General features: G+C 42.2%; 34 protein-coding genes. 23 read left to right on the plus strand and 11 right to left on the minus strand.

The window, feature by feature from the left end:
- Nucleotides 1-33 precede the first annotated feature (33 nt).
- The 3 genes from SB658_RS05030 (at nucleotide 34) to exnP (ending at nucleotide 1,504) form a co-directional block, all read left to right on the plus strand.
- A complete protein-coding gene (locus tag SB658_RS05030) occupies nucleotides 34-291 on the plus strand; it encodes a YpbS family protein (protein ID WP_003230757.1) in 258 nt (85 codons plus the stop codon).
- A 75-nt stretch (nucleotides 292-366) separates the two neighbouring features.
- Nucleotides 367-513 (plus strand): hypothetical protein, encoded by a 147-nt coding sequence (locus tag SB658_RS05035; protein WP_003230761.1) that lies wholly within the window; start codon nucleotides 367-369, stop codon nucleotides 511-513.
- Between the two features lie 100 nt (nucleotides 514-613).
- Entirely contained in the window at nucleotides 614-1,504 is an 891-nt protein-coding gene (gene exnP, locus SB658_RS05040; RefSeq protein WP_046663416.1) for a 5'-3' exonuclease ExnP, read from the plus strand.
- 7 nt (nucleotides 1,505-1,511) lie between these two features.
- On the opposite strand, the gene sspL is transcribed toward exnP, so the two are convergent.
- The 3 genes from sspL to SB658_RS05055 are packed head-to-tail and all read right to left on the minus strand — an operon-like array spanning nucleotide 1,512 to nucleotide 2,769.
- Nucleotides 1,512-1,640: a small, acid-soluble spore protein L gene (gene sspL, locus SB658_RS05045; protein WP_003218255.1), complete on the minus strand. Its 129-nt coding sequence runs from the start codon at nucleotides 1,638-1,640 to the stop codon at nucleotides 1,512-1,514.
- Nucleotides 1,641-1,681: 41 nt separating this feature from the next.
- Nucleotides 1,682-2,080, minus strand: coding sequence for a reverse transcriptase-like protein (locus SB658_RS05050; protein ID WP_015383923.1), 399 nt, complete (start codon nucleotides 2,078-2,080; stop codon nucleotides 1,682-1,684).
- On the minus strand, nucleotides 2,080-2,769 hold the full coding sequence (locus SB658_RS05055) for a queuosine precursor transporter (protein WP_014477139.1): 690 nt from the start codon (nucleotides 2,767-2,769) through the stop codon (nucleotides 2,080-2,082). Before SB658_RS05055 ends, SB658_RS05050 begins: the two co-directional genes overlap by 1 nt.
- 82 nt (nucleotides 2,770-2,851) lie before the next feature.
- Here SB658_RS05055 and SB658_RS05060 point away from each other — a divergent pair, with 82 nt between their 5' ends.
- Together SB658_RS05060 and SB658_RS05065 are read left to right on the plus strand one after the other, a co-directional pair.
- Nucleotides 2,852-3,532, plus strand: coding sequence for a ribonuclease H family protein (locus tag SB658_RS05060; protein WP_259013275.1), 681 nt, complete (start codon nucleotides 2,852-2,854; stop codon nucleotides 3,530-3,532).
- Complete coding sequence (locus SB658_RS05065; RefSeq protein WP_004399003.1) at nucleotides 3,525-3,707, plus strand: zinc-finger domain-containing protein; 183 nt, start codon at nucleotides 3,525-3,527, stop codon at nucleotides 3,705-3,707. The genes SB658_RS05060 and SB658_RS05065 overlap by 8 nt, the downstream gene beginning before the upstream one ends.
- A gap of 27 nt (nucleotides 3,708-3,734) precedes the next feature.
- Here SB658_RS05065 and SB658_RS05070 read toward each other — a convergent pair whose 3' ends face one another.
- A complete protein-coding gene (locus SB658_RS05070; protein ID WP_015251856.1) occupies nucleotides 3,735-4,004 on the minus strand; it encodes a DUF2564 family protein in 270 nt (89 codons plus the stop codon).
- A gap of 155 nt (nucleotides 4,005-4,159) precedes the next feature.
- Between SB658_RS05070 and degR the strand changes: the two genes are divergently transcribed.
- Nucleotides 4,160-4,342, plus strand: a complete 183-nt coding sequence (gene degR / locus SB658_RS05075) for a transcriptional regulator DegR (RefSeq protein ID WP_003230774.1) — start codon at nucleotides 4,160-4,162, stop codon at nucleotides 4,340-4,342.
- A 51-nt stretch (nucleotides 4,343-4,393) separates the two neighbouring features.
- On the opposite strand, the gene cspD is transcribed toward degR, so the two are convergent.
- The 4 genes from cspD to metA form a co-directional block, all read right to left on the minus strand.
- Complete coding sequence (gene cspD, locus SB658_RS05080; RefSeq protein ID WP_003230776.1) at nucleotides 4,394-4,594, minus strand: cold-shock protein CspD; 201 nt, start codon at nucleotides 4,592-4,594, stop codon at nucleotides 4,394-4,396.
- A 15-nt stretch (nucleotides 4,595-4,609) separates the two neighbouring features.
- The gene (locus tag SB658_RS05085; protein ID WP_123373170.1) at nucleotides 4,610-4,756 is read right to left on the minus strand and encodes a hypothetical protein; all 147 of its coding nucleotides are present in this window, start codon (nucleotides 4,754-4,756) and stop codon (nucleotides 4,610-4,612) included.
- An 80-nt stretch (nucleotides 4,757-4,836) separates the two neighbouring features.
- On the minus strand, nucleotides 4,837-5,985 hold the full coding sequence (locus SB658_RS05090; RefSeq protein ID WP_015483359.1) for a diglucosyl diacylglycerol synthase: 1,149 nt from the start codon (nucleotides 5,983-5,985) through the stop codon (nucleotides 4,837-4,839).
- A 230-nt stretch (nucleotides 5,986-6,215) separates the two neighbouring features.
- Entirely contained in the window at nucleotides 6,216-7,121 is a 906-nt protein-coding gene (metA, locus tag SB658_RS05095) for a homoserine O-acetyltransferase MetA (protein WP_015714134.1), read from the minus strand.
- 342 nt (nucleotides 7,122-7,463) lie between these two features.
- On the opposite strand from metA, the gene SB658_RS05100 reads away from it, so the two are divergent.
- The 10 genes from SB658_RS05100 (at nucleotide 7,464) to SB658_RS05145 (ending at nucleotide 15,785) form a co-directional block, all read left to right on the plus strand.
- A complete protein-coding gene (locus SB658_RS05100; protein ID WP_015251858.1) occupies nucleotides 7,464-7,946 on the plus strand; it encodes a glutathione peroxidase in 483 nt (160 codons plus the stop codon).
- A gap of 15 nt (nucleotides 7,947-7,961) precedes the next feature.
- Nucleotides 7,962-8,579, plus strand: a complete 618-nt coding sequence (gene hdhQ / locus SB658_RS05105; protein ID WP_015251859.1) for an Mn(2+)-dependent (deoxy)ribonucleoside pyrophosphohydrolase — start codon at nucleotides 7,962-7,964, stop codon at nucleotides 8,577-8,579.
- Between the two features lie 59 nt (nucleotides 8,580-8,638).
- The gene (locus tag SB658_RS05110; protein ID WP_004398677.1) at nucleotides 8,639-9,772 is read left to right on the plus strand and encodes a conserved virulence factor C family protein; all 1,134 of its coding nucleotides are present in this window, start codon (nucleotides 8,639-8,641) and stop codon (nucleotides 9,770-9,772) included.
- Nucleotides 9,773-10,060: 288 nt separating this feature from the next.
- Nucleotides 10,061-11,737: a dihydroxy-acid dehydratase gene (gene ilvD, locus SB658_RS05115; RefSeq protein WP_009967560.1), complete on the plus strand. Its 1,677-nt coding sequence runs from the start codon at nucleotides 10,061-10,063 to the stop codon at nucleotides 11,735-11,737.
- Nucleotides 11,738-11,843: 106 nt separating this feature from the next.
- Nucleotides 11,844-12,278, plus strand: a complete 435-nt coding sequence (gene brxA, locus SB658_RS05120; protein WP_041053139.1) for a bacilliredoxin BrxA — start codon at nucleotides 11,844-11,846, stop codon at nucleotides 12,276-12,278.
- A gap of 41 nt (nucleotides 12,279-12,319) precedes the next feature.
- Nucleotides 12,320-13,093: a class I SAM-dependent methyltransferase gene (locus SB658_RS05125; protein WP_128422287.1), complete on the plus strand. Its 774-nt coding sequence runs from the start codon at nucleotides 12,320-12,322 to the stop codon at nucleotides 13,091-13,093.
- Nucleotides 13,094-13,352: 259 nt separating this feature from the next.
- Nucleotides 13,353-13,964 (plus strand): YpjP family protein, encoded by a 612-nt coding sequence (locus SB658_RS05130; RefSeq protein WP_009967559.1) that lies wholly within the window; start codon nucleotides 13,353-13,355, stop codon nucleotides 13,962-13,964.
- A gap of 17 nt (nucleotides 13,965-13,981) precedes the next feature.
- Nucleotides 13,982-14,515 (plus strand): phosphatidylglycerophosphatase A family protein, encoded by a 534-nt coding sequence (locus SB658_RS05135; RefSeq protein WP_087961595.1) that lies wholly within the window; start codon nucleotides 13,982-13,984, stop codon nucleotides 14,513-14,515.
- Nucleotides 14,516-14,657: 142 nt separating this feature from the next.
- Nucleotides 14,658-15,164 (plus strand): dihydrofolate reductase DfrA, encoded by a 507-nt coding sequence (dfrA, locus tag SB658_RS05140; protein ID WP_015714128.1) that lies wholly within the window; start codon nucleotides 14,658-14,660, stop codon nucleotides 15,162-15,164.
- Nucleotides 15,165-15,785 carry a lysophospholipid acyltransferase family protein gene (locus SB658_RS05145; protein ID WP_015714127.1) on the plus strand — a complete coding sequence of 207 codons (621 nt, stop codon included), beginning with the start codon at nucleotides 15,165-15,167 and terminating at the stop codon, nucleotides 15,783-15,785.
- Nucleotides 15,786-15,824: 39 nt separating this feature from the next.
- Here SB658_RS05145 and trhA read toward each other — a convergent pair whose 3' ends face one another.
- Both trhA and SB658_RS05155 read right to left on the minus strand, forming a co-directional pair.
- A complete protein-coding gene (gene trhA / locus SB658_RS05150; RefSeq protein WP_004398522.1) occupies nucleotides 15,825-16,466 on the minus strand; it encodes a PAQR family membrane homeostasis protein TrhA in 642 nt (213 codons plus the stop codon).
- Nucleotides 16,467-16,486: 20 nt separating this feature from the next.
- Nucleotides 16,487-17,482, minus strand: a complete 996-nt coding sequence (locus tag SB658_RS05155; RefSeq protein ID WP_004399025.1) for a sigma 54-interacting transcriptional regulator — start codon at nucleotides 17,480-17,482, stop codon at nucleotides 16,487-16,489.
- 248 nt (nucleotides 17,483-17,730) lie between these two features.
- Here SB658_RS05155 and ilvA point away from each other — a divergent pair, with 248 nt between their 5' ends.
- The 7 genes from ilvA to SB658_RS05190 all read left to right on the plus strand — a co-directional run bounded on the left by ilvA (nucleotide 17,731) and on the right by SB658_RS05190 (nucleotide 23,098).
- Complete coding sequence (gene ilvA / locus SB658_RS05160) at nucleotides 17,731-18,999, plus strand: threonine ammonia-lyase IlvA (protein WP_015714126.1); 1,269 nt, start codon at nucleotides 17,731-17,733, stop codon at nucleotides 18,997-18,999.
- Nucleotides 19,000-19,084: 85 nt separating this feature from the next.
- A complete protein-coding gene (locus tag SB658_RS05165; RefSeq protein ID WP_014480066.1) occupies nucleotides 19,085-19,336 on the plus strand; it encodes a DUF2535 family protein in 252 nt (83 codons plus the stop codon).
- A 146-nt stretch (nucleotides 19,337-19,482) separates the two neighbouring features.
- A complete protein-coding gene (gene scuA, locus SB658_RS05170) occupies nucleotides 19,483-20,064 on the plus strand; it encodes a cytochrome c oxidase assembly accessory protein ScuA (RefSeq protein ID WP_003245947.1) in 582 nt (193 codons plus the stop codon).
- A 77-nt stretch (nucleotides 20,065-20,141) separates the two neighbouring features.
- Nucleotides 20,142-20,909 (plus strand): SGNH/GDSL hydrolase family protein, encoded by a 768-nt coding sequence (locus tag SB658_RS05175; RefSeq protein ID WP_015714125.1) that lies wholly within the window; start codon nucleotides 20,142-20,144, stop codon nucleotides 20,907-20,909.
- A 9-nt stretch (nucleotides 20,910-20,918) separates the two neighbouring features.
- Nucleotides 20,919-21,482: a YpmS family protein gene (locus SB658_RS05180; protein WP_015251867.1), complete on the plus strand. Its 564-nt coding sequence runs from the start codon at nucleotides 20,919-20,921 to the stop codon at nucleotides 21,480-21,482.
- Nucleotides 21,483-21,494: 12 nt separating this feature from the next.
- Complete coding sequence (gene ypmT, locus SB658_RS05185; protein WP_003230808.1) at nucleotides 21,495-21,689, plus strand: protein YpmT; 195 nt, start codon at nucleotides 21,495-21,497, stop codon at nucleotides 21,687-21,689.
- Nucleotides 21,690-21,760: 71 nt separating this feature from the next.
- Nucleotides 21,761-23,098: an MATE family efflux transporter gene (locus SB658_RS05190; protein ID WP_015714124.1), complete on the plus strand. Its 1,338-nt coding sequence runs from the start codon at nucleotides 21,761-21,763 to the stop codon at nucleotides 23,096-23,098.
- 49 nt (nucleotides 23,099-23,147) lie between these two features.
- On the opposite strand, the gene SB658_RS05195 is transcribed toward SB658_RS05190, so the two are convergent.
- Nucleotides 23,148-23,573, minus strand: a complete 426-nt coding sequence (locus SB658_RS05195; RefSeq protein WP_004398634.1) for a MarR family transcriptional regulator — start codon at nucleotides 23,571-23,573, stop codon at nucleotides 23,148-23,150.
- Nucleotides 23,574-23,685: the final 112 nt, after the last annotated feature.

The raw sequence follows: 23,685 nt of genomic DNA on the forward strand, positions 1-23,685 counted from the left end.
AGACTAAATAGAAAAAAGCGAGATGAACGATTAATGTCAGAGGTACATAAAGCAATTTCAGCACATTCATCAAAACAGCACGAGCATATCAAAGCATTTATGCGTCTTGAAAATATGCGTGAATTGGCGATTGAAGAAGCTGTTGCTAAATGCAGAAACGATGAGCCTTATACTACAGATGCAATTAATGAAATTACCGAGCAAATGAATCAGCTCGCTAAAAAAGGCATCGTCCCGACAAGACGGCTTGTATCAAAAGAAATGGTCAGAGAATACGTAAGCCGCATGTAAGCTGGATGATCCTGTCGCGAGTGAACCTCCTGCCGGAAGCATATACTATATGCATCCGACGTAAGGGGGGGATTCATGTTGGGCAGAACAAAGCTCGGAAACAGAAATGCACAGGCGAATAACAATGCCAAAAAGAAAAACGGATTTCAAACCCATTTTGACTCTTACGCAGGACGCGAAGCTGAAAAGCTGATCGCCAGCAACAAAAGACACAACGATTGATAAATATCCAAACAGTATCTCTAATTAAAGAGATACTGTTTTTTATTTTTGGGCTGCTTTATGATAAAATAGAAGGAATGAAAGAAAAGGGAGTTATTTGATGAATAATAATAAACTATTGCTGGTTGACGGCATGGCTCTTTTATTCCGGGCCTTTTTTGCCACGGCCGTACATCGCAACTTTATGATAAATGACAGCGGGGTGCCGACGAACGGCGTCAACGGCTTTTTAAAGCATTTGATTACAGCTGTGGAAACATTCCAGCCGACACACGTCGTCTGCTGCTGGGACATGGGGAGCAAAACGTACCGAAATGACTTGTTCCAAGATTATAAGGCCAACCGCAGCGCGCCGCCTGTGGAGCTGATTCCGCAGTTTGATTTGGCAAAGGAAGCAGCCGCAGAGCTTGGAATCATGAATATTGGCTTTGCCGGCTATGAAGCGGATGACTGTATCGGTACTCTTGCCGATTTATTTGCGAATGAAGCGGACATTACGGTCGTAACAGGGGACAGAGATTTACTTCAGCTGTTAACGGATAAAGTAAGCGTTGCTTTGCTTCAAAAAGGAATCGGAAATTATAAAGTCTATACAAAAGAGACTTTTTATGAAGAAACAGGCGTAATGCCGAAGGCTTTGATTGATATTAAAGCGCTTATGGGTGATTCCAGTGATAACTATCCCGGAGTCAAAGGCATTGGAGAAAAAACAGCCTACAAACTGATTCGTGAATATGAAACGATTGACCGTTTATTGGAAAATCTTTCTCTTCTTCCAAAAGGACAGCAGGGAAAAATTCAGCAAGGTTTAAGCGATTTGGAGATGTCGAGGAAGCTGGCGGAAATTCATTGCTCAGTGCCGCTGGCCTGCACACTGAAAGACGCTTTATTTACTTTGCAAATGAAGCAGGCGGCTGACATGCTTCGCCGCCACCAAATCAAAGGAATTGAGCGTATGCTTGAAAAGCTGAACGCTAGAGAGATCGTTTAGATCTTCTCTAGCGTTTTGTATTGCTTTTTTTTGCTCTCTCCTCAAGCTCTGTTTTAGGGTCATTATGTGTATTGCCTTCCAGGTCGCCTTGCGGAGTAACACCGCCGGTCAGCCGGCCTTTATCTTTCTTTTTCATGTTAGTTCACCTCGCCATTAGGATGAACCAATGATCAAGATTTAATTCTTTTCATTCAGCCGAATCGCTTCTTTTGCCAGAAGATCGGCTTTTTGGTTTTGCTTGCCCGGTATCCATTTGATGAAAAAAAGAGGGAATGCCGCTTTTAATCGGATGATTTCTTCTACGAACGGTTGAAACGTTTTATTTTTAACCATTTCAAGCTCAGTTGCGCGTTCCACAATATCTGAATCGGTTCGAAAGGAAACCGATTGATACCCGCGCGTTGCACATAGCTTCATCCCTTCAATTAATGCAAGAAATTCCGCTTCTTGATTTGTATGCACTCCGATTGGAATAGAGAAGGATTCTGCTATTCCCTCATGTTTGATAAAAATGCCGATACCGGAAGGTCCGGGATTACCGGCGCTTGCGCCGTCTACGTATATTTCTGTAGGCATTATGAACTCCTTTCATCTTTAGGTATCATTTTTTTGGCTGCATAAGCATAAGGCAATGAAATCAAAGATACCGCAAACTTAATCAAATATGTAGAAATAAAAATATGAAGCCACACGCCTGCCGGATAAATGCCGAGAAAGGCGACTGCAGTGAATATGAATGTATCAAACAGCTGGCTGACTGCTGTACTGCCGCCGTTTCTGAGCCATAAAAGCCGATCAGAAGGAAATATCCTTCTAATTGCCGAATATACATAAACATCCAGCGTTTGGCTGAAGATAAAGGCAAGCAGACTTCCTAACGCAACTCGCGGAAGGAATCCGAAGATCGTTTCCAGCGCTGTTTGTGATATGTCGCTGGAAGCCGGTTCGAAAAGCAGCACGCCCTGCATGACAAATGTCAGCGTCAGGAGCGTTGAGAATCCGAGCCATACCGCTTTTCTGGCTTCAGCTGGTCCGTATTTTTCATTCAGCACATCTGTCGCAAAAAAGATTGTGCCATACATCACATTCCCGAGTGTCGCTGTTAAGCCAAACAGTTCGACTGTTTTGACGACTTGGAGGTTGGCGCAGACTGTCGCAAAACCGATCCAAACAAACAGTCCCATTTTGCCAAATCCTTTATAAAATAAAAGAACAATGATAAAATGAATGATCGCAAAAAAGATCCAAAACGAATTATTAAACAAGATGAAAAAGCTTCCTTTCCGGGGTAAGATTGGTTTGATTATAGCATAAGCCCGACAACTAATGAATGGTAAGGTGATTGTAATGAAGCTCAGACCGCATTTGAAAATAGAAGCAAAAGGAACAGGATCCGTCTCATTTTTTAGCGAAGACTGGCTGACAGCACAGCAGGCACGTATGCTCGCCAGAGAACTTGGACGTTTTCCATACATGAAAGAGCTAGAGTTCGAAGACGAGAAAGGCGGCAGCTGGACGCTGAAGGAATTGGAAAAGCTGACAGAGGAGCTTGCTCAAGAGCCTGATGACATTACTGTTTATTTTGACGGCAGTTTCGATAAGGAGAGCGAACTGGCCGGTCTCGGGATCGTCATCTATTATTCATTTGGAGGAATCCGTCATCGCTTGAGAAAAAATAAAAGCTTCCGGCTGAAAACCAATAATGAAGCTGAATACGCAGCGCTTTATGAAGCAATAAGAGAAGTAAGAGAGCTGGGGGCAAGCAGAAATTCAATTACAATCAAAGGGGACTCGCTTGTTGTGCTGAATCAGCTTGACGGCAGCTGGCCTTGTTATGATCCATCTCATAATGAATGGCTTGACAAAATAGAAGCACTCCTTGAATCGCTGAAGCTTACTCCAACCTACGAAACAATACAACGAAAAGACAATCAGGAAGCTGACGGCCTCGCTAAAAAAATTCTATCCCATCAATTCGTAGAAAGCCACACGAAATTAGACCGTAACGGAGATGACGATATTGGATAAGAAAATGATCTTTAAAGAACTGACAGAACTGCACGATGAATATTGCAAGGACTGTTTTATTAAGAAGCAGTTTCGCAAAGAATTTGGCAAAACTTATGCGCATTCATTTTGTATCAATAAATGTACGGTTGGTGAAAAGTTGAAACAATACGGAGATGTCTTAACCAATCACTAAAAATAAAAACCGCAGAAGCTGCGGTTTTTATTCTTTGAATTCATCCAGCTGATGCTCGCTGTCATCTAGCAGCTGCTGTTGCTGCTTTACAAATTCAGGATCATCGAGAGCTGCCAGCTCTTCAGATTGTGACAGTTCTCTAGCATCCTCAATGGCTTGGTATGCAGAGTCGACTAATGTTTTGCTTTGGCCTCTCGTCGCGGCTCCTGTTGTTTTCTGCGCTGTTTCCACCGCTAGTTCCAGCCGCCGCTTATCCGTAAAGCCAGTCTGATCCTCATTATGAAATTCTGAAGTCACAAAAAACACCTCCGCCATTATTTTGCAGAGTTTTTTTGAAATTTATGTACCAAAATAGAAAAGAAAATAAAAATAAGCCGATATAACTATTGAACCAGAATAAATAGGACTGTTTTACTATTTGAGGTATCTTGATAGAGAAGGGGAACGCAGCTATGGATGATAAAGACTTGAAGTTGATCCTTCACAAAACATTTATAGAAATATACAGTGATTTAGAAGAACTGGCGGATATCGCGAAAAAAGGAAAACCATCAATGGAAAAGTATGTTGAAGAGATTGAACAGAGGTGTAAACAAAACATTTTGGCGATTGAAATCCAGATGAAAATCAAATAGGAGAGGCGAATGCCTCTCCTCTATTTGTCATCTCATCATCATGTATTGAGTTTAGAGTTTTACAACATTAGAAGCTTGAGGTCCACGATTACCTTCGACAATTTCAAAAGAAACTTCTTGTCCTTCTTCTAATGATTTGTATCCATCTCCTTCGATAGCTGTGAAGTGAACAAATACATCGTCTCCGCCTTCAACTTCAATGAAGCCGAATCCTTTTTCGTTGTTGAACCATTTTACTTTACCGTTTTGCATATTGCTTAATTCCTCCTAGTACTGTAGCACCCATGTGCTAAAAAAAATTTTGTCATCATCTAACTTTGATTCATTGTTAAATGATGGTTCAACTATACACCATCTGGGAGCACCCGTCAAGTTTCGAAACGGCTTATTTTTCAAAAGAAGGGCAAGTTTCATAAAAAAATGTAACCGCTTTTATTAATGGCTGAATATAAATAAAAAGAGCACACGATTTTCGTATGCTCTCAAGTACGCCATTAAGATAGTGCTTTGGCTTTTTGTTTGGCAGTCATCATTTCTGATTCCTTCAGGATATCCTCTAAAATCACTTCAGAGGAGTTTGCTAAATGAAGGTCCTTAATGTTTTTCTTCATGCGATGCAAGGTATCTTCATCTGCAAGAAGGGAAGTGACTGACTCGAGAATCTCTTCATGACGGTTCACAACGATGGCAGCTCCGCGGTCTTCAAAGAAGTTTGCATTTTCTTTTTCCTGGCCAGGCACGGGTTTGTACAGAATGACAGGCACTCCAATGGCTGTGGCTTCTGTCAAAGTAATGCCGCCGGGCTTGGTAATCATGCAATCTGTGATCCGAAATAGCTCATCAATGCGCTCCACATAGCCCAGAACTTTTAATTTGTCACCATTTTCCGCCTCAAGCGCACTCAAAGATTCTTTTAAAGCCGTATTTTTCCCGCACACGACAACCACTTGCACTTGGTCATCCTTGACAAGGTTTTCGCACAGCTCTTTTACGTTCTTTAATACACCGTGAGCACCTGCCATGATCAGAAGCACTTTTTTGTTTGGTGAAAGATTGTACTTTTTATATATCGGGCCAACCGGCATGGATTCTTCAAATTGCGGCCTGATTGGAATTCCTGTGATTTTTACGTTGCTTGGATGAGTGCCGATCTCCAGCAGTTTTTCCTTCACGTAATCTGTCGCCACATAATATTTATCCACGTTTTCGTGAACCCAAATTTTATGAAGACAAAAATCAGTCATAACGTTGAAGGTAGGAATGACTCTTCCAGTTCGGCGTCTGTATTCCGGCACGACGATCATCGGAAATGTATTAATAATAATATCGGGCTGATGTTCATCGACAAGTTCGCCCAATCTTTTATTACCCATTTTAAAGTAAATATTGAATTTACGTTTATTATAGATTTTGTCAACTCCGTAATAAAACAAACGATAAAACTGTTTCCCGATTGAGAAGCTTTTTAAATAAAGGTATTGAGTTACCTCTGAAACAATCGGATTTGACTCTTGGTACAAATTAGAAACTGTTACATGCTGAAAGCCGAGCCGTACACATTGTTCATAAAGTGTTTTGGCTACCTGCACATGTCCATTTCCGTAATTTGCAGTCAAAATTAATACTCTTTTATTGGTATTCAAGTAAATTCACCTCAATGTAATCAACAACAAGCAAGCTTCATGCATCGTAAGGAGTTATTGTCTATACATAAACATAACACAAATACATAATCGAATTATTAATGCAGTGAAAAAGTTAAGCTAATTTTAAATGATTTGGATTCCAGTATTTTAAATTTTTGTTATACGCAGACTGAATCAGATGTATTTTATCATATTTTTTGCTCAGCGTATCACTAAAAAAAGAAAAATTAGTCCCATTCATAAGGAGTTTCTTGGTAAACGTAATAATTCAGCCAATTCATAAACAATAATGTGGCATGCGCTTTCCAGCGATTCACTGGCTCGTTGCTGCCTTTTGCAAAATAATGTTTAGGCTCCTCGACAGTAGAAAGGTTTCGTTCCAAATCTCTTTCATACTCTTGCAGAAGCGTATTTGTATCATATTCAGGGTGCCCTGTCAAAAAGACTTGTTTTTCGTCTTTGGACACAATTAAGCACACCCCGGCTTCCTTTGATGCGGTAAGAATGTTTAACTCGGGCACTGCTTGAAGCTGTTCCATATTTATATCTGTATGCCGGGAATGCGGCACGTAGTATAGCTCGTCAAAACCTCTTACCAATCTTTCGTGTTTTGAAAGAACGGTATGTTCGAACACACCGAAGATTTTTTTCGGCATTTGAATTTTTTCCACACCGTAATGGTAGTACAAACCTGCTTGAGCACCCCAGCAAATATGCAAGGTTGAAGTGACATTTGTTTTGCTCCACTCCATGATTTCCTTGAGCTCTTCCCAATATGAAACCTCTTCAAACGCCAAATGCTCGATCGGCGCACCGGTGATAATCATGCCGTCAAACCTCTTGTGACGGATATTGGAAAAAGTCGTGTAAAATTCGTCAAGGTGTTCTCTCGCAGTATTTTTCGGCGTGTGTGTGCTTGGGATTAAAAATGTGAAATGAACCTGTAAAGGCGAATTTCCAAGCAATCTGAGAAGCTGAGTCTCTGTTTGGATTTTTTTCGGCATCAAATTTAATATAATAATTTTTTGCGGCCGGATATCCTGATGAAATGCTCTGCTTTCATCCATTACAAATATATGTTCACTTTCAAGCACCTGTTTTGCCGGCAGGTGTGTTGGTATATTAATAGGCAACGTGCCACCTCCATTATTTCCCCGTTTAATTTTCTTCATTATAGGAATTTTCACGCCAATTTTCAATCTATCTATACGTGTTGAGGGGGAAACAACAGAAAACTCTTTAAATAAAACGCACTGACACGCCTTTTGGTTTCACAGTAAAATGATTTTCAAAGATGTCAGAGGGAATTGTAATGTTTTATAGAATGATAAGATAAAAAACGAGCCATATGAATTGATAATGAACTGACGCTCATATCGTTAGGTTTCTTATGAGTTCTTAATTGATGTTTACATTTTGAATTGCGATTTAAAAAAGGTAAAATAATCAGCACCAAGGACATAGGAGGGACTTACATGTCTATTTATCATATGAAGGTACGTACAATCACAGGGAAAGACATGACACTTCAGCCTTTCGCGGGAAAGGTATTGATGATCGTGAATACAGCAAGTAAGTGCGGTTTTACTCCCCAATTAAAGCAGCTGCAGGAATTATATGATACATATCAGCAGGAGGGGCTGGAGATCTTAGGGTTCCCCTGCAATCAATTCATGAACCAAGAGCCTGGCGAAGAGGCTGACATACAGGAATTTTGTGAAACAAATTACGGTGTTACATTTCCTATGTTTTCAAAAGTGGATGTAAACGGGAAAAACGCCCACCCGCTGTTTGTGTATTTGACAGAACATGCGAAAGGGATGCTGGGAACTAAGGCGATCAAGTGGAATTTCACGAAATTTATAGTGGATAGAAATGGAGAAATCGTTGGCCGTTATTCACCAAATACAAATCCGAAAGAGCTGGAAAACGATATCGTGAAGCTATTAGAGCAATAAAAAGAGGGTGTTTTTGTGAAGGAATTGAAGCAGGCAGAGCAAATCAGGGCATGGGTTCAATCTATCCTGACTGACGAAAGCTCTGGACATGACTGGCATCATGTATCAAGAGTAGCAGATCTTGCAGCGTATATTGGAGAAAAGGAAAAAGCGGATTTGTTCATTGTTGAAACGGCGGCTTTGGTTCATGATTTAATTGATGTGAAGCTGCCTGACACGGTCAGGCTTTCTGTGAGCGAAGTATATGATCAGCTCGTTTTTTTCGGAGTAGGAAAAGAGAATGCTGACAGGGTGATTCATATTATAACAAGGATGTCCTTTCGAGACAGGGAAAAGCTGGCGAAGGAGCCGCTCTCAATTGAGGGAAAAGCCGTACAGGATGCTGACAGACTTGATGCGATTGGTGCTGTCGGCATTGCGAGAGCTTTCATGTTTGCGGGCGCAAACGGGCATAGCCTTTATGGAGATGATCAAAGCGCCTACGCTCATTTTTTTCATAAGCTGCTGCGGCTGAAAGATATGATGAATACAGACACTGCACGGGAACTGGCAGAAGAAAGACACAATTTTATGCTTCAATTTGTCCGCCAATTAGAAAAAGACATACCCGGGATTGATGCCGAAACGTCGTAATAGAAGGCTTGGAGCGACTATGATAGAATAAGTCACAGATATGCTATAGGAGGACGATCATGAAGATAAAATCAATTGAACCTACACCAAGCCCGAATACAATGAAAGTCATCTTAACGGAAGAGCTTCCGGCGGGCAAAAGCAATAACTATAAACCTGAGCAAGCAGAAGGTGCACCGCTTGTTATAGCGGAAATCCTTAAAATAGATGGAGTTAAAGGGGTATATCACGTCGCAGATTTTCTTGCTGTTGAACGGAATGCAAGATACGACTGGAAAGACATTTTACCGCAAGTCCGCACTGCATTTGGGATGGAAAGTGCTGAAAGCGCAGAAGAAAATCGTTCTGATCAAGAATCTTTTGGAGAGGTAAAAGTTTTTGTGCAGATGTTCAGCGGCATTCCTATGCAAGTTAAATTAACCGATGGAGAGCGGGAAGAACGCTTCGGCTTACCTGAACGCTTTCAGCAGGCGATCTTAAAACTTAGATCTGAAGCTTCCAATGTTGTGTTTGAGCGGGCTTGGAAAGAACAAGGTGTCAGATTCGGTGACTTTGATGAAATCGGCCATGATGTGACAGAAGAGCTTCAAGCGGCATACAGTGATGAACGGCTGAAACGACTGACTGAAGCAGCCGCTCAAGGAAAGGGCGAAGCAAAACAAGCTGTACAGCGCAAAGCGTATAAAGTAACGCTTGATATGCTGGATGATGAGGACTGGAAAAAGCGTTATGCACACTTGGAACAGATGGATCCGAAAGAAGAGGATATCCCGGTTTTACAGAAGGCATTGGATGATCCAAAGGTGTCCATCAGAAGACAGGCTGTTGTGTACTTAGGAATGATTGAAACACCTGATGTTCTTCCTCTATTGTATAAAGCACTTGAGGACAAAGCTGTATCAGTCAGAAGAACGGCCGGAGACTGCCTGTCTGATATCGGCGATCCTCAAGCCATTCCTGCTATGATCAAGTCATTAAGCGACTCCAGCAAGCTTGTTCGCTGGCGTGCCGCCATGTTCCTGTACGAAGTCGGCGATGAAAGTGCAATTGAAGCTTTGCGCGCTGCCGAAGATGACCCCGAATTTGAGGTCAGCCTTCAAGTCAAAATGGCGCTTGAACGTATTGAGCATGGAGAAGAAGCAAAAGGTTCTGTTTGGAAACAAATGACGGAAAGCAGAAAAAAAGGCGAATAAAGATAAAAAAGGTGCAGATCATGCACCTTTTTTATGTGAATTCACTTTTTATAAAAATTATTTCGAATATTGTTGAAAAATATCCGAAAACTATTTATAGTAAGTAACAATATTAATAGTTGGAGGGTTCAAATCGAAAGAAAGCTATATAAATATAAAAACACGAAAGAACAAAACAAGGTGAGGGCGGCCTGTATTTATCTTATTTGCAAAAACAGCCCATAAATAAACTGAAAATTGTCAAAATAAAATCCAATCAAACAATTGAAAGAATTTAGGAGGATCACCATGGCAGAATTACGCAGTAATATGATCACACAAGGAATCGATAGAGCTCCGCACCGCAGTTTGCTTCGTGCAGCAGGGGTAAAAGAAGAGGATTTCGGCAAGCCGTTTATTGCGGTGTGTAATTCATACATTGATATCGTTCCCGGTCATGTTCACTTGCAGGAGTTTGGGAAAATCGTAAAAGAAGCAATCAGAGAAGCAGGGGGCGTTCCGTTTGAATTTAATACCATTGGGGTAGATGATGGCATCGCAATGGGGCATATCGGTATGAGATATTCGCTGCCAAGCCGTGAAATTATCGCAGACTCTGTGGAAACGGTTGTATCCGCACACTGGTTTGACGGAATGGTCTGTATTCCGAACTGCGACAAAATCACACCGGGAATGCTTATGGCGGCAATGCGCATCAACATTCCGACGATTTTTGTCAGCGGCGGACCGATGGCGGCAGGAAGAACAAGTGACGGGCGAAAAATCTCCCTTTCCTCAGTATTCGAAGGGGTAGGCGCCTACCAAGCAGGGAAAATCAACGAAAACGAGCTTCAAGAACTAGAGCAGTTCGGATGCCCAACGTGCGGGTCTTGCTCAGGCATGTTTACGGCGAACTCAATGAACTGTCTGTCAGAAGCACTTGGTCTTGCTTTGCCGGGTAATGGAACCATTCTGGCAACATCTCCGGAACGCAAAGAGTTTGTGAGAAAATCGGCTGCGCAATTAATGGAAACGATTCGCAAAGATATCAAACCGCGTGATATTGTTACAGTAAAAGCGATTGATAACGCGTTTGCACTCGATATGGCGCTCGGAGGTTCTACAAATACCGTTCTTCATACCCTTGCCCTTGCAAACGAAGCCGGCGTTGAATACTCTTTAGAACGCATTAACGAAGTCGCTGAGCGCGTGCCGCACTTGGCTAAGCTGGCGCCTGCATCGGATGTGTTTATTGAAGATCTTCACGAAGCGGGCGGCGTTTCAGCGGCTCTGAATGAGCTTTCGAAGAAAGAAGGAGCGCTTCATTTAGATGCGCTGACTGTTACAGGAAAAACTCTTGGAGAAACCATTGCCGGACATGAAGTAAAGGATTATGACGTCATTCACCCGCTGGATCAACCATTCACTGAAAAGGGAGGCCTTGCTGTTTTATTCGGTAATCTAGCTCCGGACGGCGCTATCATTAAAACAGGCGGCGTACAGAATGGGATTACAAGACACGAAGGGCCGGCTGTCGTATTCGATTCTCAGGACGAGGCGCTTGACGGCATTATCAACCGAAAAGTAAAAGAAGGCGACGTTGTCATCATCAGATACGAAGGGCCAAAAGGCGGACCTGGCATGCCGGAAATGCTGGCGCCAACATCCCAAATCGTTGGAATGGGACTCGGGCCAAAAGTGGCATTGATTACGGACGGACGTTTTTCCGGAGCCTCCCGTGGCCTCTCAATCGGCCACGTATCACCTGAGGCCGCTGAGGGCGGGCCGCTTGCCTTTGTTGAAAACGGAGACCATATTATCGTTGATATTGAAAAACGCATCTTGGATGTACAAGTGCCAGAAGAAGAGTGGGAAAAACGAAAAGCGAACTGGAAAGGTTTTGAACCGAAAGTGAAAACCGGCTACCTGGCACGTTATTCTAAACTTGTGACAAGTGCCAACACCGGCGGTATTATGAAAATCTAGATAGCTGGGGACACTTTCTTTTATTTTAAGGCGTGAACATTTGAAATCCGGCCCTCTCTATAGTATCCTTTACTTCAGATGAAGGATACTAGAGGGGGCTTTTTTTATGTCAATGGCTTATGAAGAATACATGCGCCAGCTTGTCGTACCGATGCGCCGCGAGCTGACTGGAGCAGGTTTTGAAGAGTTAACAACAGTGGAAGAAGTAGAAAACTTTATGGAAAAGGCAGAGGGCACAACTCTTGTAGTCGTTAACTCTGTATGCGGCTGCGCGGCAGGCCTTGCGCGTCCTGCGGCTACACAGGCAGTCCTCCAGAATGACAAAACACCTGACAATACGGTGACTGTATTTGCGGGCCAAGATAAAGAAGCTACTGCGAAAATGCGTGAGTATTTTACTGGCCAGGAGCCTTCTTCACCATCAATGGCTCTTTTGAAAGGCAAAGAAGTCGTACATTTTATTCCGCGTCATGAAATTGAAGGACACGATATGGAAGAAATCATGAAAAATCTGACTGCTGCCTTCGATGCGCACTGCTAAATGCCCGTTCTCCGGGCATTTTCTTTTTGGGAGTACAGAAGATGATAACAACAAGCTATAGACCGTCTGAACACACCATAAAAACTGCAAAGCAGCTTTCTAAAGAGCTAAATATGCCATACTGCGGCCGGAATAAACAAACGGTTGAGCACCTGCTGAAATCAGCTGAACGTGATTTGCTTGTGGTCGGCAAAGAGCGGTTTGAGCTGTATACGAAACAAGGTGCCAAATTCTTTTTTCATCCGAATACAGCGATGTTCAGAGCCAAACGCTTCTTACAGGGGGAGAAAGAACCTATGCTTCGGGCTGCCGGCTTATCTGAAGGGGATACGTTTTTAGATTGCACACTCGGGTTGGGGTCAGATGCCATTATCGCAAGTATGGCAGTAGGCGAAACGGGTTCTGTTGTTGGGATTGAAAAAAACCATCTTGTGTCTGTTTTAGTGAGGACGGGGCTGCATTCATGGGAAACGGGTATAGAAGAGCTTCAAGCTGCGATGAGAAGAATCCAGGTGAAGAATGGTGATTGCTTAGAATACATCAAACAGCTTCCTGACAACTCTGTTGATGTGGTTTATTTCGATCCAATGTTTCATGAACCTGTAGAGACCTCTGACGGCATCGCGCCTTTACGTGATTTGGCAGAGGATTCAGTTTTACACGAAGGATGTATCAATGAAGCGGTACGAGTCGCCAGAAAAAGCGTTATGCTAAAAGACCACTGGAAAAGTCCGCGGTTTGAACAGTTTGGTTTTAACGTCATGAAAAGAAAAACAGCACTGTTCCATTATGGCGTCATTCAAACAAGCCCGTGATTCATATCACGGGCTTTCTGTTAATCGGTGACCTCCATGACGACAAAGTATAATAATGTTAAGAGTGAAACTGTGGCAAACAGAGCGTCAATCATGCGGAAAGCCTCCTTTCATGGAATATTGTAAGCGTTTTTACACAAAGTGCATAGCAACGAATCTCCTAATTTGCATATCAGTTTCATATAGTACATGACTTGCATGTTTTGGATGTGCTAAAATAAGAGAAACATGACAATAAAATAGAGAGGAATAAGCAGTCATGAAATTGTGGATGAGAAAGACCCTTGTGGTTTTATTTACCATTGTAACGTTCGGGCTCGTATCTCCTCCGGCTGCCCTTATGGCGGACAAGCCTTCCGGACAGCCGAGCAGTCTTGAGCAGAATGATTACACCGCTTTTTATGATGAGCATGACCTGTACGATGATGAGTCGGATGACAGGCGAGATCCTGAACTGCTTTTTCAATCGTACAAGGAACAGCTCCTTGACAGCGCTGAGGATCAGTCCTTTTTAAAATTCGGCAGCAGAATCGCTCCTGTCATTGAGGATGACTATCGGAAAGAGATCCTGCCAAAAATCGAAAATGTGATTAGTGATTATTTAGCGACATTGCAAGATGATGAGGCGTACCAAGATGTTGTGATCTCAAGCATGCCTTCAGCGGGCAAAACGGAAAAAATTTTCAACGTTTATAATCGGACAACTGGAGAAGATCTTCTCAGATTCCATGTGCGAAGAGACCACCCGCCTCATGACGGCTACTGGTTTAATTTTCATTATCATACAGCAGAAGATGGATTTCAATCACATCATGAGCTTGGGAGCATTTACTGGGACCGCAACACGCCTCCCAACTGGATGAGTGCCTAAAGGAGATGCCATTAGACATGAAAAAGTACACAATGAATGAAATGGTCGATATAACAAAGGATATGCTGAACAAACGGGGCGTTATGATAGAAGATATTGCACGGATTGTTCAAAAACTTCAGGAAAAATACAATCCAAATCTGCCGCTCAGTGTTTGCATGGAGAATGTAGAAAGAGTCCTGAACAAACGTGAAATTATTCATGCTGTTTTGACAGGCCTTGCACTCGATCAGCTTGCAGAACAGAAGCTTCTCCCCGAACCGCTGCAGCACCTTGTTGAAACGGATGAACCGCTTTACGGCATAGATGAAATTATCCCGCTTTCAATCGTTAATGTGTACGGGTCGATCGGTTTGACCAATTTCGGTTATTTGGATAAAGAGAAGATTGGAATTATTAAGGAACTTGATGAAAGTCCAGACGGTATTCACACCTTTTTGGATGATATTGTGGCAGCTCTTGCTGCAGCAGCGGCGAGCAGAATTGCCCATACGCATCAGGATCTGCAAGATGAAGAAAAAGAACAGGATGAAAAGCCTGTCGTCAGCTGACTATAAAAAAATCATTTCTGGGTTCAGAAATGATTTTTTATTGTGTTACACTACTAGAAGACTACTTTTAAAGGATGAAAAAAATGAAACAGTATAAGGATTTATGCAGACATGTTTTAGAGCAAAAAGGGGCGGTCAGCGTATGATTTCATTCATTTTTGCGATGGATGCCAACAGGCTTATCGGCAAAGACAATGATTTGCCGTGGCATTTGCCCAATGATCTTGCATACTTTAAGAAAGTAACATCGGGCCATTCAATCATTATGGGCCGAAAAACATTTGAATCGATCGGACGTCCGCTTCCAAATCGGAAAAATATTGTCGTTACCTCAGCGCCGGCTTCAGAATTTCCGGGATGCACGGTTGTCGGTTCATTAAAGGATGTACTGGACATTTGTTCAGGCCCTGAAGAATGCTTTGTGATCGGAGGGGCTCAGCTCTATACGGACCTTTTCCCTTATGCGGACAGACTGTATATGACGAAAATTCATCACGAGTTTGAGGGTGACCGTCACTTCCCTGAATTTGATGAATCCAATTGGAAACTGGTTTCTTCTGAGCAGGGGATCAAAGACGAAAAAAACCCGTATGATTACGAATTTCTAATGTATGAAAAAAAGAATTCTTCTAAAGCGGGAGGATTTTAATTGGTTCGCTACAGCTTTCTAGTGGTTTATATTGTGTACATGCTGTTAAAAAATATGAAACAATTATTTAATCAAACAATGCTCGATCCCCGTCTGTCATACAAAAAACAGATGACTCTTGTGTACGAACAGCCAAAGGCGTTTTTGGAAGGCTGTATCGGCATCTCCGGTTCAGTTGTGACGATCCATCAGCCAGAGCCAATACCACACGGTCCTGTTTTGTATGTGCATCCCCGTTTGCGTTTGGCTGAACTGGCCCTAATTGCTGGATATATTGAGGAACCGGCCGGCTTTATCGCCAACCCAAAAGTGTTCCGCTTGCCTTTTATCGGGCAATGGCTGGATCGGATGGATGTGATTTCAGACGGTGATTCAGAAAAGGTATATGAAGATGTGACAAAACAGCTGGAAAAGGGACAAAGCCTGATTCTTTCACTAGATGGTTCTATTGATCCTGAAGAACTTGCGGCCCGCTATCATCTTCCGTTGGTGATGGTGGAAACGAAAGGAACAGATAACATGCAAACGGGCTCGTTTTTTAAACGCTTAAAACCGGCAGACATTGAATTGTCCTTTTCAAAAGCTTATATACCTGCCAATGAAAAACAATTACGTGCATAAAAAAAGCGCAGTCGTGAAGTCTGCGCTTTTCTGTTACTGTTACGAAAGGAACGGCACCTTTACACAATAGAAGAGCACGCAGAAAAACATGGCAGCGCTCCCGCCCAATACAAAGCTGTGCCAAATGGCGTGATGGAAGGGGATCTTTTTCCAAATGTAAAAGATGGTTCCGACAGAGTATAAAATGCCGCCGAGAAAAAGGAGGCTGAATCCCGCTCCGCTCAGTGAAGCATATAAAGGTTTAACTGCAATAATCATCAGCCACCCCATGACTAAATACACGAAGGTTGACAATAGGATAAACCGTTTCACAAAGAAAATTTTAAAAACGATTCCGCCTAGGGCAAGTGACCATACGATAACCAACAGGGTAAAGCCGAGTGTGCCTTTCAGCGGCCCAAGCAAAAAAGGCGTGTAGGTTCCGGCGATGAGTACGTAAATTGCGCTATGATCAATAATCTCCAAAATGTCCTTCGTTTTTTTATGTGTAATGCTGTGAAGCAGGGTGGAGCTCAAATATAACAGCAGCATAGAGACACCGAATATTGTAAAGCTGACAATGTCCCATGCAGACCCGTAATTAGCCGCAAATATGATTAGAAACACTAATGCTGGGATGGATAAGAGGACACCGATGCCGTGTGTAATCGCATTGGCGATCTCTTCTTTGATTGTAAACAAGTGCATTCTCCTTTCGATCGCTAGATCATTTGATTTTTTAACGTCTCTATAAAGCTCAAGCCCTCAAAGGTAATTTTTGTGCCTGCGCGTCCGCGGCTTTTGGTGACATAATCTTTTTTCTCCAAATAGTCGAGACGGCTCCTGACCTGCTGAGGAGTTAACGAGGTTTGGGTATTTTTGCTGTGTTCAGAAATGATCCGTCTGCTGGCAGGTTCTCCTTTTTCGTTCAATACTTTTATTGTTTCCAAAATAAACAAAAACTCAGCTTTTTCCATTAAAGTCAGCAGCTTCGCTTTTTTCTTCGACGTTTTTCCGTCTATCGTGCCTCTAATATACGGCGGCAGGTCATATGGCTGAATCGTTCCCCCGCTTGATACTGCCGCCATATAATCTGCAGCGTTTTTTAATTCCCTGACATTGCCTTCAAATGCATGCTTCTCAAGCACGGGAAAAACGGAGGGATCGATTAACAATTGCTGACCGGAATTTGAGAGAAAATGCTGTGTCAAAAGCGGAATATCGCTTTTTCGTTCCGATAATTCGGGCAGTGTGAGCGTTAAAATGTTCAGTCTGTAGAATAAGTCTTGCCTGAATGTATGTTCCACGGATCGGTCTGCAGAAGCACAGATCATTCGCGGTTTCTCCGTGTCTGAATCAAGCGCTTTTAACAGCTGAGCTTGTACAGAAGCAGGCATGCGCCATACATCATCAAGAAAAAGGGTTCCTCGTACCGCTTTTTGAAAAACACCTGTGTTTCCGTTAGGGCCAAAAAGCTCATGAATAAGGGTTTCTTCCGAATGGGTGCTGCAATTGACGCTTATAAACGGTTCATTGCTTCTCGAAGATTCCAAGTGTATGGCATGTGCGAAGTGATTTTTGCCTGTTCCGATTTTTCCTGTTATTAAGACAGGAAGCTCCGATAACGAGAACTGCTTGGCGATTCGCTTCGCTTCCAGGAAAGTTTGATGTTCTCCGATTAGATGTTGAAATGTATTGAGTTTTGGTGCACTATTCATCAATTGGCTCCTTTTGGTTCTAATTGGTTTCATTATATCATGCCTTTTGGTTGAAAACACCCTTTATTTTACGATCATCTTTTTTCTTGACTCTGCAGGATAATGGTTGAACAGAAGTTACCACAAGATGTGGTGGACATAGCCTGTATTTTTTTAATAATTAAATAAAAATAATTGTCTTATTTTTTGAATATTCATGTTATAATGGCATATTAAATAGGGATTTAAAACAAGAAAGGAATCTGTACATGAAACCGTTGCTTAAAGAAAACTCTCTCATCCAAGTGAAAGACATTTTGAAGGCTCACCAAAACGTAAAGGACGTTGTCATTCACACACCTTTGCAGAGGAATGACAGACTTTCTGAGAGATATGAATGCAATATCTATTTAAAACGCGAAGACTTGCAAGTTGTCAGATCTTTTAAGCTCAGAGGGGCTTATCATAAAATGAAACAGCTTTCCAGCGAGCAGACAGAGAACGGAGTTGTGTGTGCAAGTGCCGGAAACCACGCTCAAGGTGTGGCATTTTCGTGTAAACATCTTGGCATTCACGGGAAAATTTTTATGCCGTCTACTACACCGAGACAAAAAGTATCTCAAGTTGAACTATTCGGAAAAGGATTTATCGATATTATTTTGACAGGCGATACGTTTGACGACGCGTATAAAAGCGCTGCTGAATGCTGTGAGGCGGAATCTCGGACGTTTATCCATCCGTTCGATGATCCGGATGTGATGGCCGGACAGGGAACGCTCGCAGTCGAGATTTTAAACGACATTGATACAGAACCGCATTTTCTTTTTGCAAGTGTCGGAGGCGGCGGCCTTCTCTCTGGGGTAGGTACATATTTGAAAAACGTGTCTCCTGATACAAAGGTAATTGCTGTTGAGCCGGCGGGAGCGGCAGCCTACTTTGAATCAAACAAAGCTGGGCATGTCGTCACACTTGATAAAATTGATAAGTTTGTAGATGGTGCGGCTGTTAAAAAAATTGGCGAGGAAACCTTCCGGACGCTGGAAACTGTCGTTGATGACATTCTCCTTGTGCCTGAAGGAAAAGTATGTACATCCATTCTTGAATTATATAACGAATGTGCGGTTGTTGCTGAACCGGCTGGAGCTCTTTCTGTCGCAGCGCTTGATTTGTACAAGGATGAAATTAAAGGGAAAAACGTGGTGTGTGTGGTAAGCGGGGGCAATAACGATATCGGAAGAATGCAGGAAATGAAGGAGCGTTCCTTAATTTTTGAAGGTCTTCAGCATTATTTTATCGTCAACTTTCCGCAAAGAGCGGGGGCGCTCCGCGAATTTCTTGACGAAGTCCTCGGACCGAATGATGACATTACAAGATTTGAATATACGAAGAAAAATAATAAAAGCAACGGACCTGCTCTTGTCGGCATCGAGCTGCAGAACAAAGCCGATTATGGGCCGCTGATTGAACGGATGAACAAAAAACCGTTTCATTATGTAGAGGTGAACAAGGATGAGGACTTGTTCCATTTGCTAATCTAATTTTTTTACACAACCGCGCAAAATGACAGACAGCCCGGCTGGCATCATATATAATAGAAGAAAAACAAAAAAGAGGATTGATAGCTTGTTACTCAAAAGCCTAGAGTTCAAACGCGATGACGGGATTCAGGTGAAAGTGACAGAAATACCTGTATTAAAGGAAGATGAGCACTATTTCTTTATGTTACATCACCATTTGCAATTCTACTTAAAAGAAGTGTTTTCATCAAACAGCAGGGCAAAAGTGTATTCTTTCCGACATTATATGAAGCGCCGGATGAAGTGGGCAGATTATCAGGCTGTTTTTCATCAAGAGGTGTTAAAGCACAACGCGTAACATGCTGTTTTTTACCTGCATGCCCTCCTTTGTAATCGTTAATGGGAGGCATGCAGGATTTTTTTTGCTCAGTATCGAATACAAACATGGGACAGTAAGGACGGTTTTAGAAAGCGTTTTTATGCTGGCTGGAAAGGGTGGATGTCATGAAGGTTATCAAGGGGTTAACGGCTGGGCTGATTTTTCTGTTTTTGTGTGCATGCGGAGGACAGCAGATTAAAGATCCGCTCAATTACGAGGTGGAGCCTTTTACATTTCAAAACCAAGACGGCAAGAACGTTTCTTTAGAGAGTTTAAAAGGAGAAGTATGGCTGGCGGATTTTATTTTTACCAATTGTGAAACTATATGTCCGCCAATGACCGCTCATATGACCGATCTGCAAAAAAAATTGAAAGCCGAAAATATAGATGTCCGCATCATATCATTTAGTGTTGATCCAGAAAACGATAAGCCGAAACAGCTGAAGAAATTTGCCGCAAATTATCCATTATCTTTTGATAACTGGGATTTTCTCACGGGATACAGCCAGAGTGAGATTGAGGAGTTCGCACTTAAGAGCTTTAAAGCGATCGTAAAGAAGCCGGAGGGAGAGGACCAAGTGATTCATCAATCTTCTTTTTATTTGGTAGGTCCGGACGGTAAGGTGCTGAAAGATTACAATGGAGTGGAGAATACACCGTACGATGATATCATTTCCGATGTGAAGTCAGCCAGTACACTCAAGTAAGCTAAGAGACTAGGCATTTGCAAATCTTCTAAAACATGATACACTTTCCACTAGTAGAATGGGAAGGAGCAACAAGATTGAAGCTGCGCATTTTTTCAATCATGGCCAGTTTGATTTTGCTTCTTACTGCGTGTACGAGCATACGTACATCATCTGAGGGAAAACAAAAAGCCCATGAAACGAAAACAAAAGAACACATTGTCATAGCGGCTGTCGGAGATTCGCTGACAGAAGGAGTCGGAGATCCCGACGGAAAGGGATATGTCGGCAAGGTGGCGGATTCTATCCGGTCAGATAAACAAGTCAAAACGGTCGACGTGAAAAATTATGCCGTAAAAGGGAACCGTTCGGATGATTTATTAGAAAAACTAAAAGATAAAAAGGTTCAAAAAGGCATAAAGGACGCAGATTATGTCTTTTTTACAATTGGCGGTAATGATTTGATGAAAATCCTTCGCCAAAACTTTCTGCAATTAACCGTTGAACCGTTTCAGGAAGCGGAAAAACCGTACGAAAAGCGCTTTGAAAAAATCATTTCTGAAATTCGCGAGCTGAATGATCACGCTGAGCTGATTTATGTCAGCATGTACAATCCGTTTACGTTTACATTATCAGAACTAAATGAAATAAATGGTGTCGTCACGGATTGGAACCATATTGCTGAAAAAGAGCTGAAAAAAGATAAACATGCAAAAGTCGTTCATATCGAAGATTTGTTCAATCAAAAAAGTGACAGCAGCCGAATTTCTGAGGAAGATGATTTTCATCCTAATGGTACGGGTTATTCTCTTATCGCAAAGCGCGTCTATCAAGCCATTAAAAAAGAAGGATTACCGAAAGAGTAGGGTGACAGCATGAATAAGTGGAAGCGACTGTTTTTTATATTGCTTGCAATCAATTTTATCCTCGCCGCCGGGTTTGTGGCACTTGTTTTGCTCCCGGGGGAACAGGCTCAGGTGAAGGATTCATCTGAGAGCGAGTATGGATTTCAAGTGACAAGCACAAAAGAATCATTAGCTGCGTTTGTTAACTCATATTTAAACGACAAAGCATCAAACAAGCTTGATTATAAAGTAGAGATTGATGATGATGTTCATGTCGCAGGGAAAATCAAGGCATTTTCCACGTCTATTGATGCGTTTATCGCTTTTGAGCCGACTGTGAAAAAAAACGGTGATGTAGAGCTGAATGTCACGAAATTTTCGTTAGGGAAATTGAGTATACCAATTAGCTTTGTGTTAAATTATATGGACAGCTTTTATGAATTGCCGTCATTTGTCCATGTTCACCCCGGAGATAAAAGCATTGAAGTGCGTTTGTCAGAAATGCCTTTAACGAATGGAATGTATGTCAAAGCGGATAAGATAAATTTAGAAAAAGATGAAATTGAGTTTTCCTATTACCATCCTAAGCAATAGAGGTGACTGAAAATGAAACGGATTTACCAGTATTTCAGTTTATTATCCTTTACATTTTCCCTGTACTTCGGCTGGCTTGCTTATCATCATCTGGCTGCTGAAGACATGGATCAAATGTATTTGAATGTTTCCTATTGTGCCTTGTTCCTAAGTGTGATGGTGTTTACATTCGGTATGCGAGACCGAAAAAAAACCGATAAGTCATGAAAAAAGAGACATGAAACAACGTCTCTTTTTTCGTGCGGTCCGAAGAAAATTTGAGAACACAAGGAGAAAAGATGAAAGCATACGATTTTACACAGGGGAACGTGCTGAAACAGCTTGTACTGTTTTCAATGCCTATTATGCTCGGAAACGCATTGCAGGTTTCCTTTCAATTTATAGACAGCTTGTGGATCGGCAATTTACTGGGGGCAAAGGCCCTTGGGGCAGCCGCGGTATCAAGCACGATTGTTTTGACCGTGCTGTCTTTTATTTTGGGCCTTAACAATGCGACGTTAACCATTTTATCTCAGCAAAAAGGAAAAGATGATGTAAAAGGAATGGCGTCGTATATTAACGCTTTTGTTGTTTTATTAACAGGCCTAAGCATCGGATTCGGCGCGGCCGGTTTTTTTCTCTCAGAGCTTTTGCTGCGTCTTCTAAAAACGCCGGAGTCAATGATACCGCTTGCTGAGACGTATTTACAGATTCAATTTATCGGCATTTTATTTTTGTTTGGTTATAACTTTATCAGTACTGTGCTTCGTGCGCTGGGCGACAGCAAGACACCTCTCCGGTTTATTGCGTTTGCTGTTGTACTGAATACAGTGCTTGCGCCGCTCTTTATTTCTGTGTTCCGCATGGGAATAGCGGGAGCGGCTTATTCAACGATTTTGTCACAGGGCATTGCGTTTTTGTATGGGTTGTTTTATGTGGTCAAACACAAGCTTGTGCCATTCTCAATTCCGAGAATGCCCAAGTGGGAAGAGTCCGCGCTGATTTTGAAACTCGGGATTCCGGCAGGTCTGCAGATGATGGTGATTACAGGCGGTATGATGGCGATTATGAGTGTTGTTAACTCATACGGGGATCACGTGGTATCAGGCTTTGGCGCGGTGCAGCGGCTTGATAGTATCATCACGCTTCCAGCAATGGCTGCCGGTACGGCCGTCAATAGTATGGCAGGGCAAAATATTGGAATCGGAAACGAAAAAAGAGTGGGAACAATTGCAAGGCTAGGTGTGATAGCTGTTATTTCCTGCATGCTGGTGATTGCGGGTATGATTTGGGTATTTGGTAAATATCTCATAAGGTTATTTATCAGTGAGCCCGATGCGGTCGCATTTGGTGAACAATATTTGAAGTGGATCGCGTTTTTCTACCCTTTTATTGGGATTAATTTTGTGCTGAACGGAATCGTCAGGGCCGCGGGAGCGATGCTGCAGGTTCTGGTATTGAATTTGATCTCGTTTTGGGTGTTGAGATATCCTTTCACAGCTCTATTTTCAGCTTGGCTTGGACAAAAAGGAATCGGGCTTGGAATCGGAATGAGTTTTTTATTTAGCAGCTGCGCGGCATTTTTGTATTATAGATATGGCCGCTGGAAAGCAATGAAGCTGTTTACTGAAAAATAAGTGAAGCACTGCGAAAAGCACATACCTATATATCGGTATGTGCTTTTTTTCACCGTTTTTTATCAAGTTTGCTGAAGAGCTCGATTAACGTGGCAAGTTCAGCATCAGTGTAGCAGTCAAAGCGTTTAAAGAAATATTCCGTTTTTTTCTCGTTAAAGTGCTGAAGGACTTTTTCGCCCGCTTCAGTGATATGAATGCGGATGATGCGTCTGTCTTCCTTCGATCTGATTCTCGTAATCCATTCCTTTTCTACCAGCGCATCGGTCACAGCCGTAATGTGGCTTGCCGATACCTCTAAAATAGGCGCAAATTCAGTGACTTTTTTAGGCCCTTGTTCACTGAGGATCCGAAGAATGGTGAATTCATTCCGCGACAGCTCTTTATCTAAAATTTCATTGATTTCATTGCGTATTTGTTTAAAGACTTTACGGAGTAAAGTTTCCATATCGTACATCATCTGTGTTCTTACTTTCAAATTTGTGAACCTCCATTACATAAGCATATTGCTTAAAACCTATAGATTTTATTGAAAAGCAGAATCATTTTCATTCTATTTTTACATGCTATAATATAATAATACCACGTAT

The organism is Bacillus sp. SIMBA_008, from assembly GCF_046535495.1.
GTDB lineage: Bacteria > Bacillota > Bacilli > Bacillales > Bacillaceae > Bacillus > Bacillus subtilis.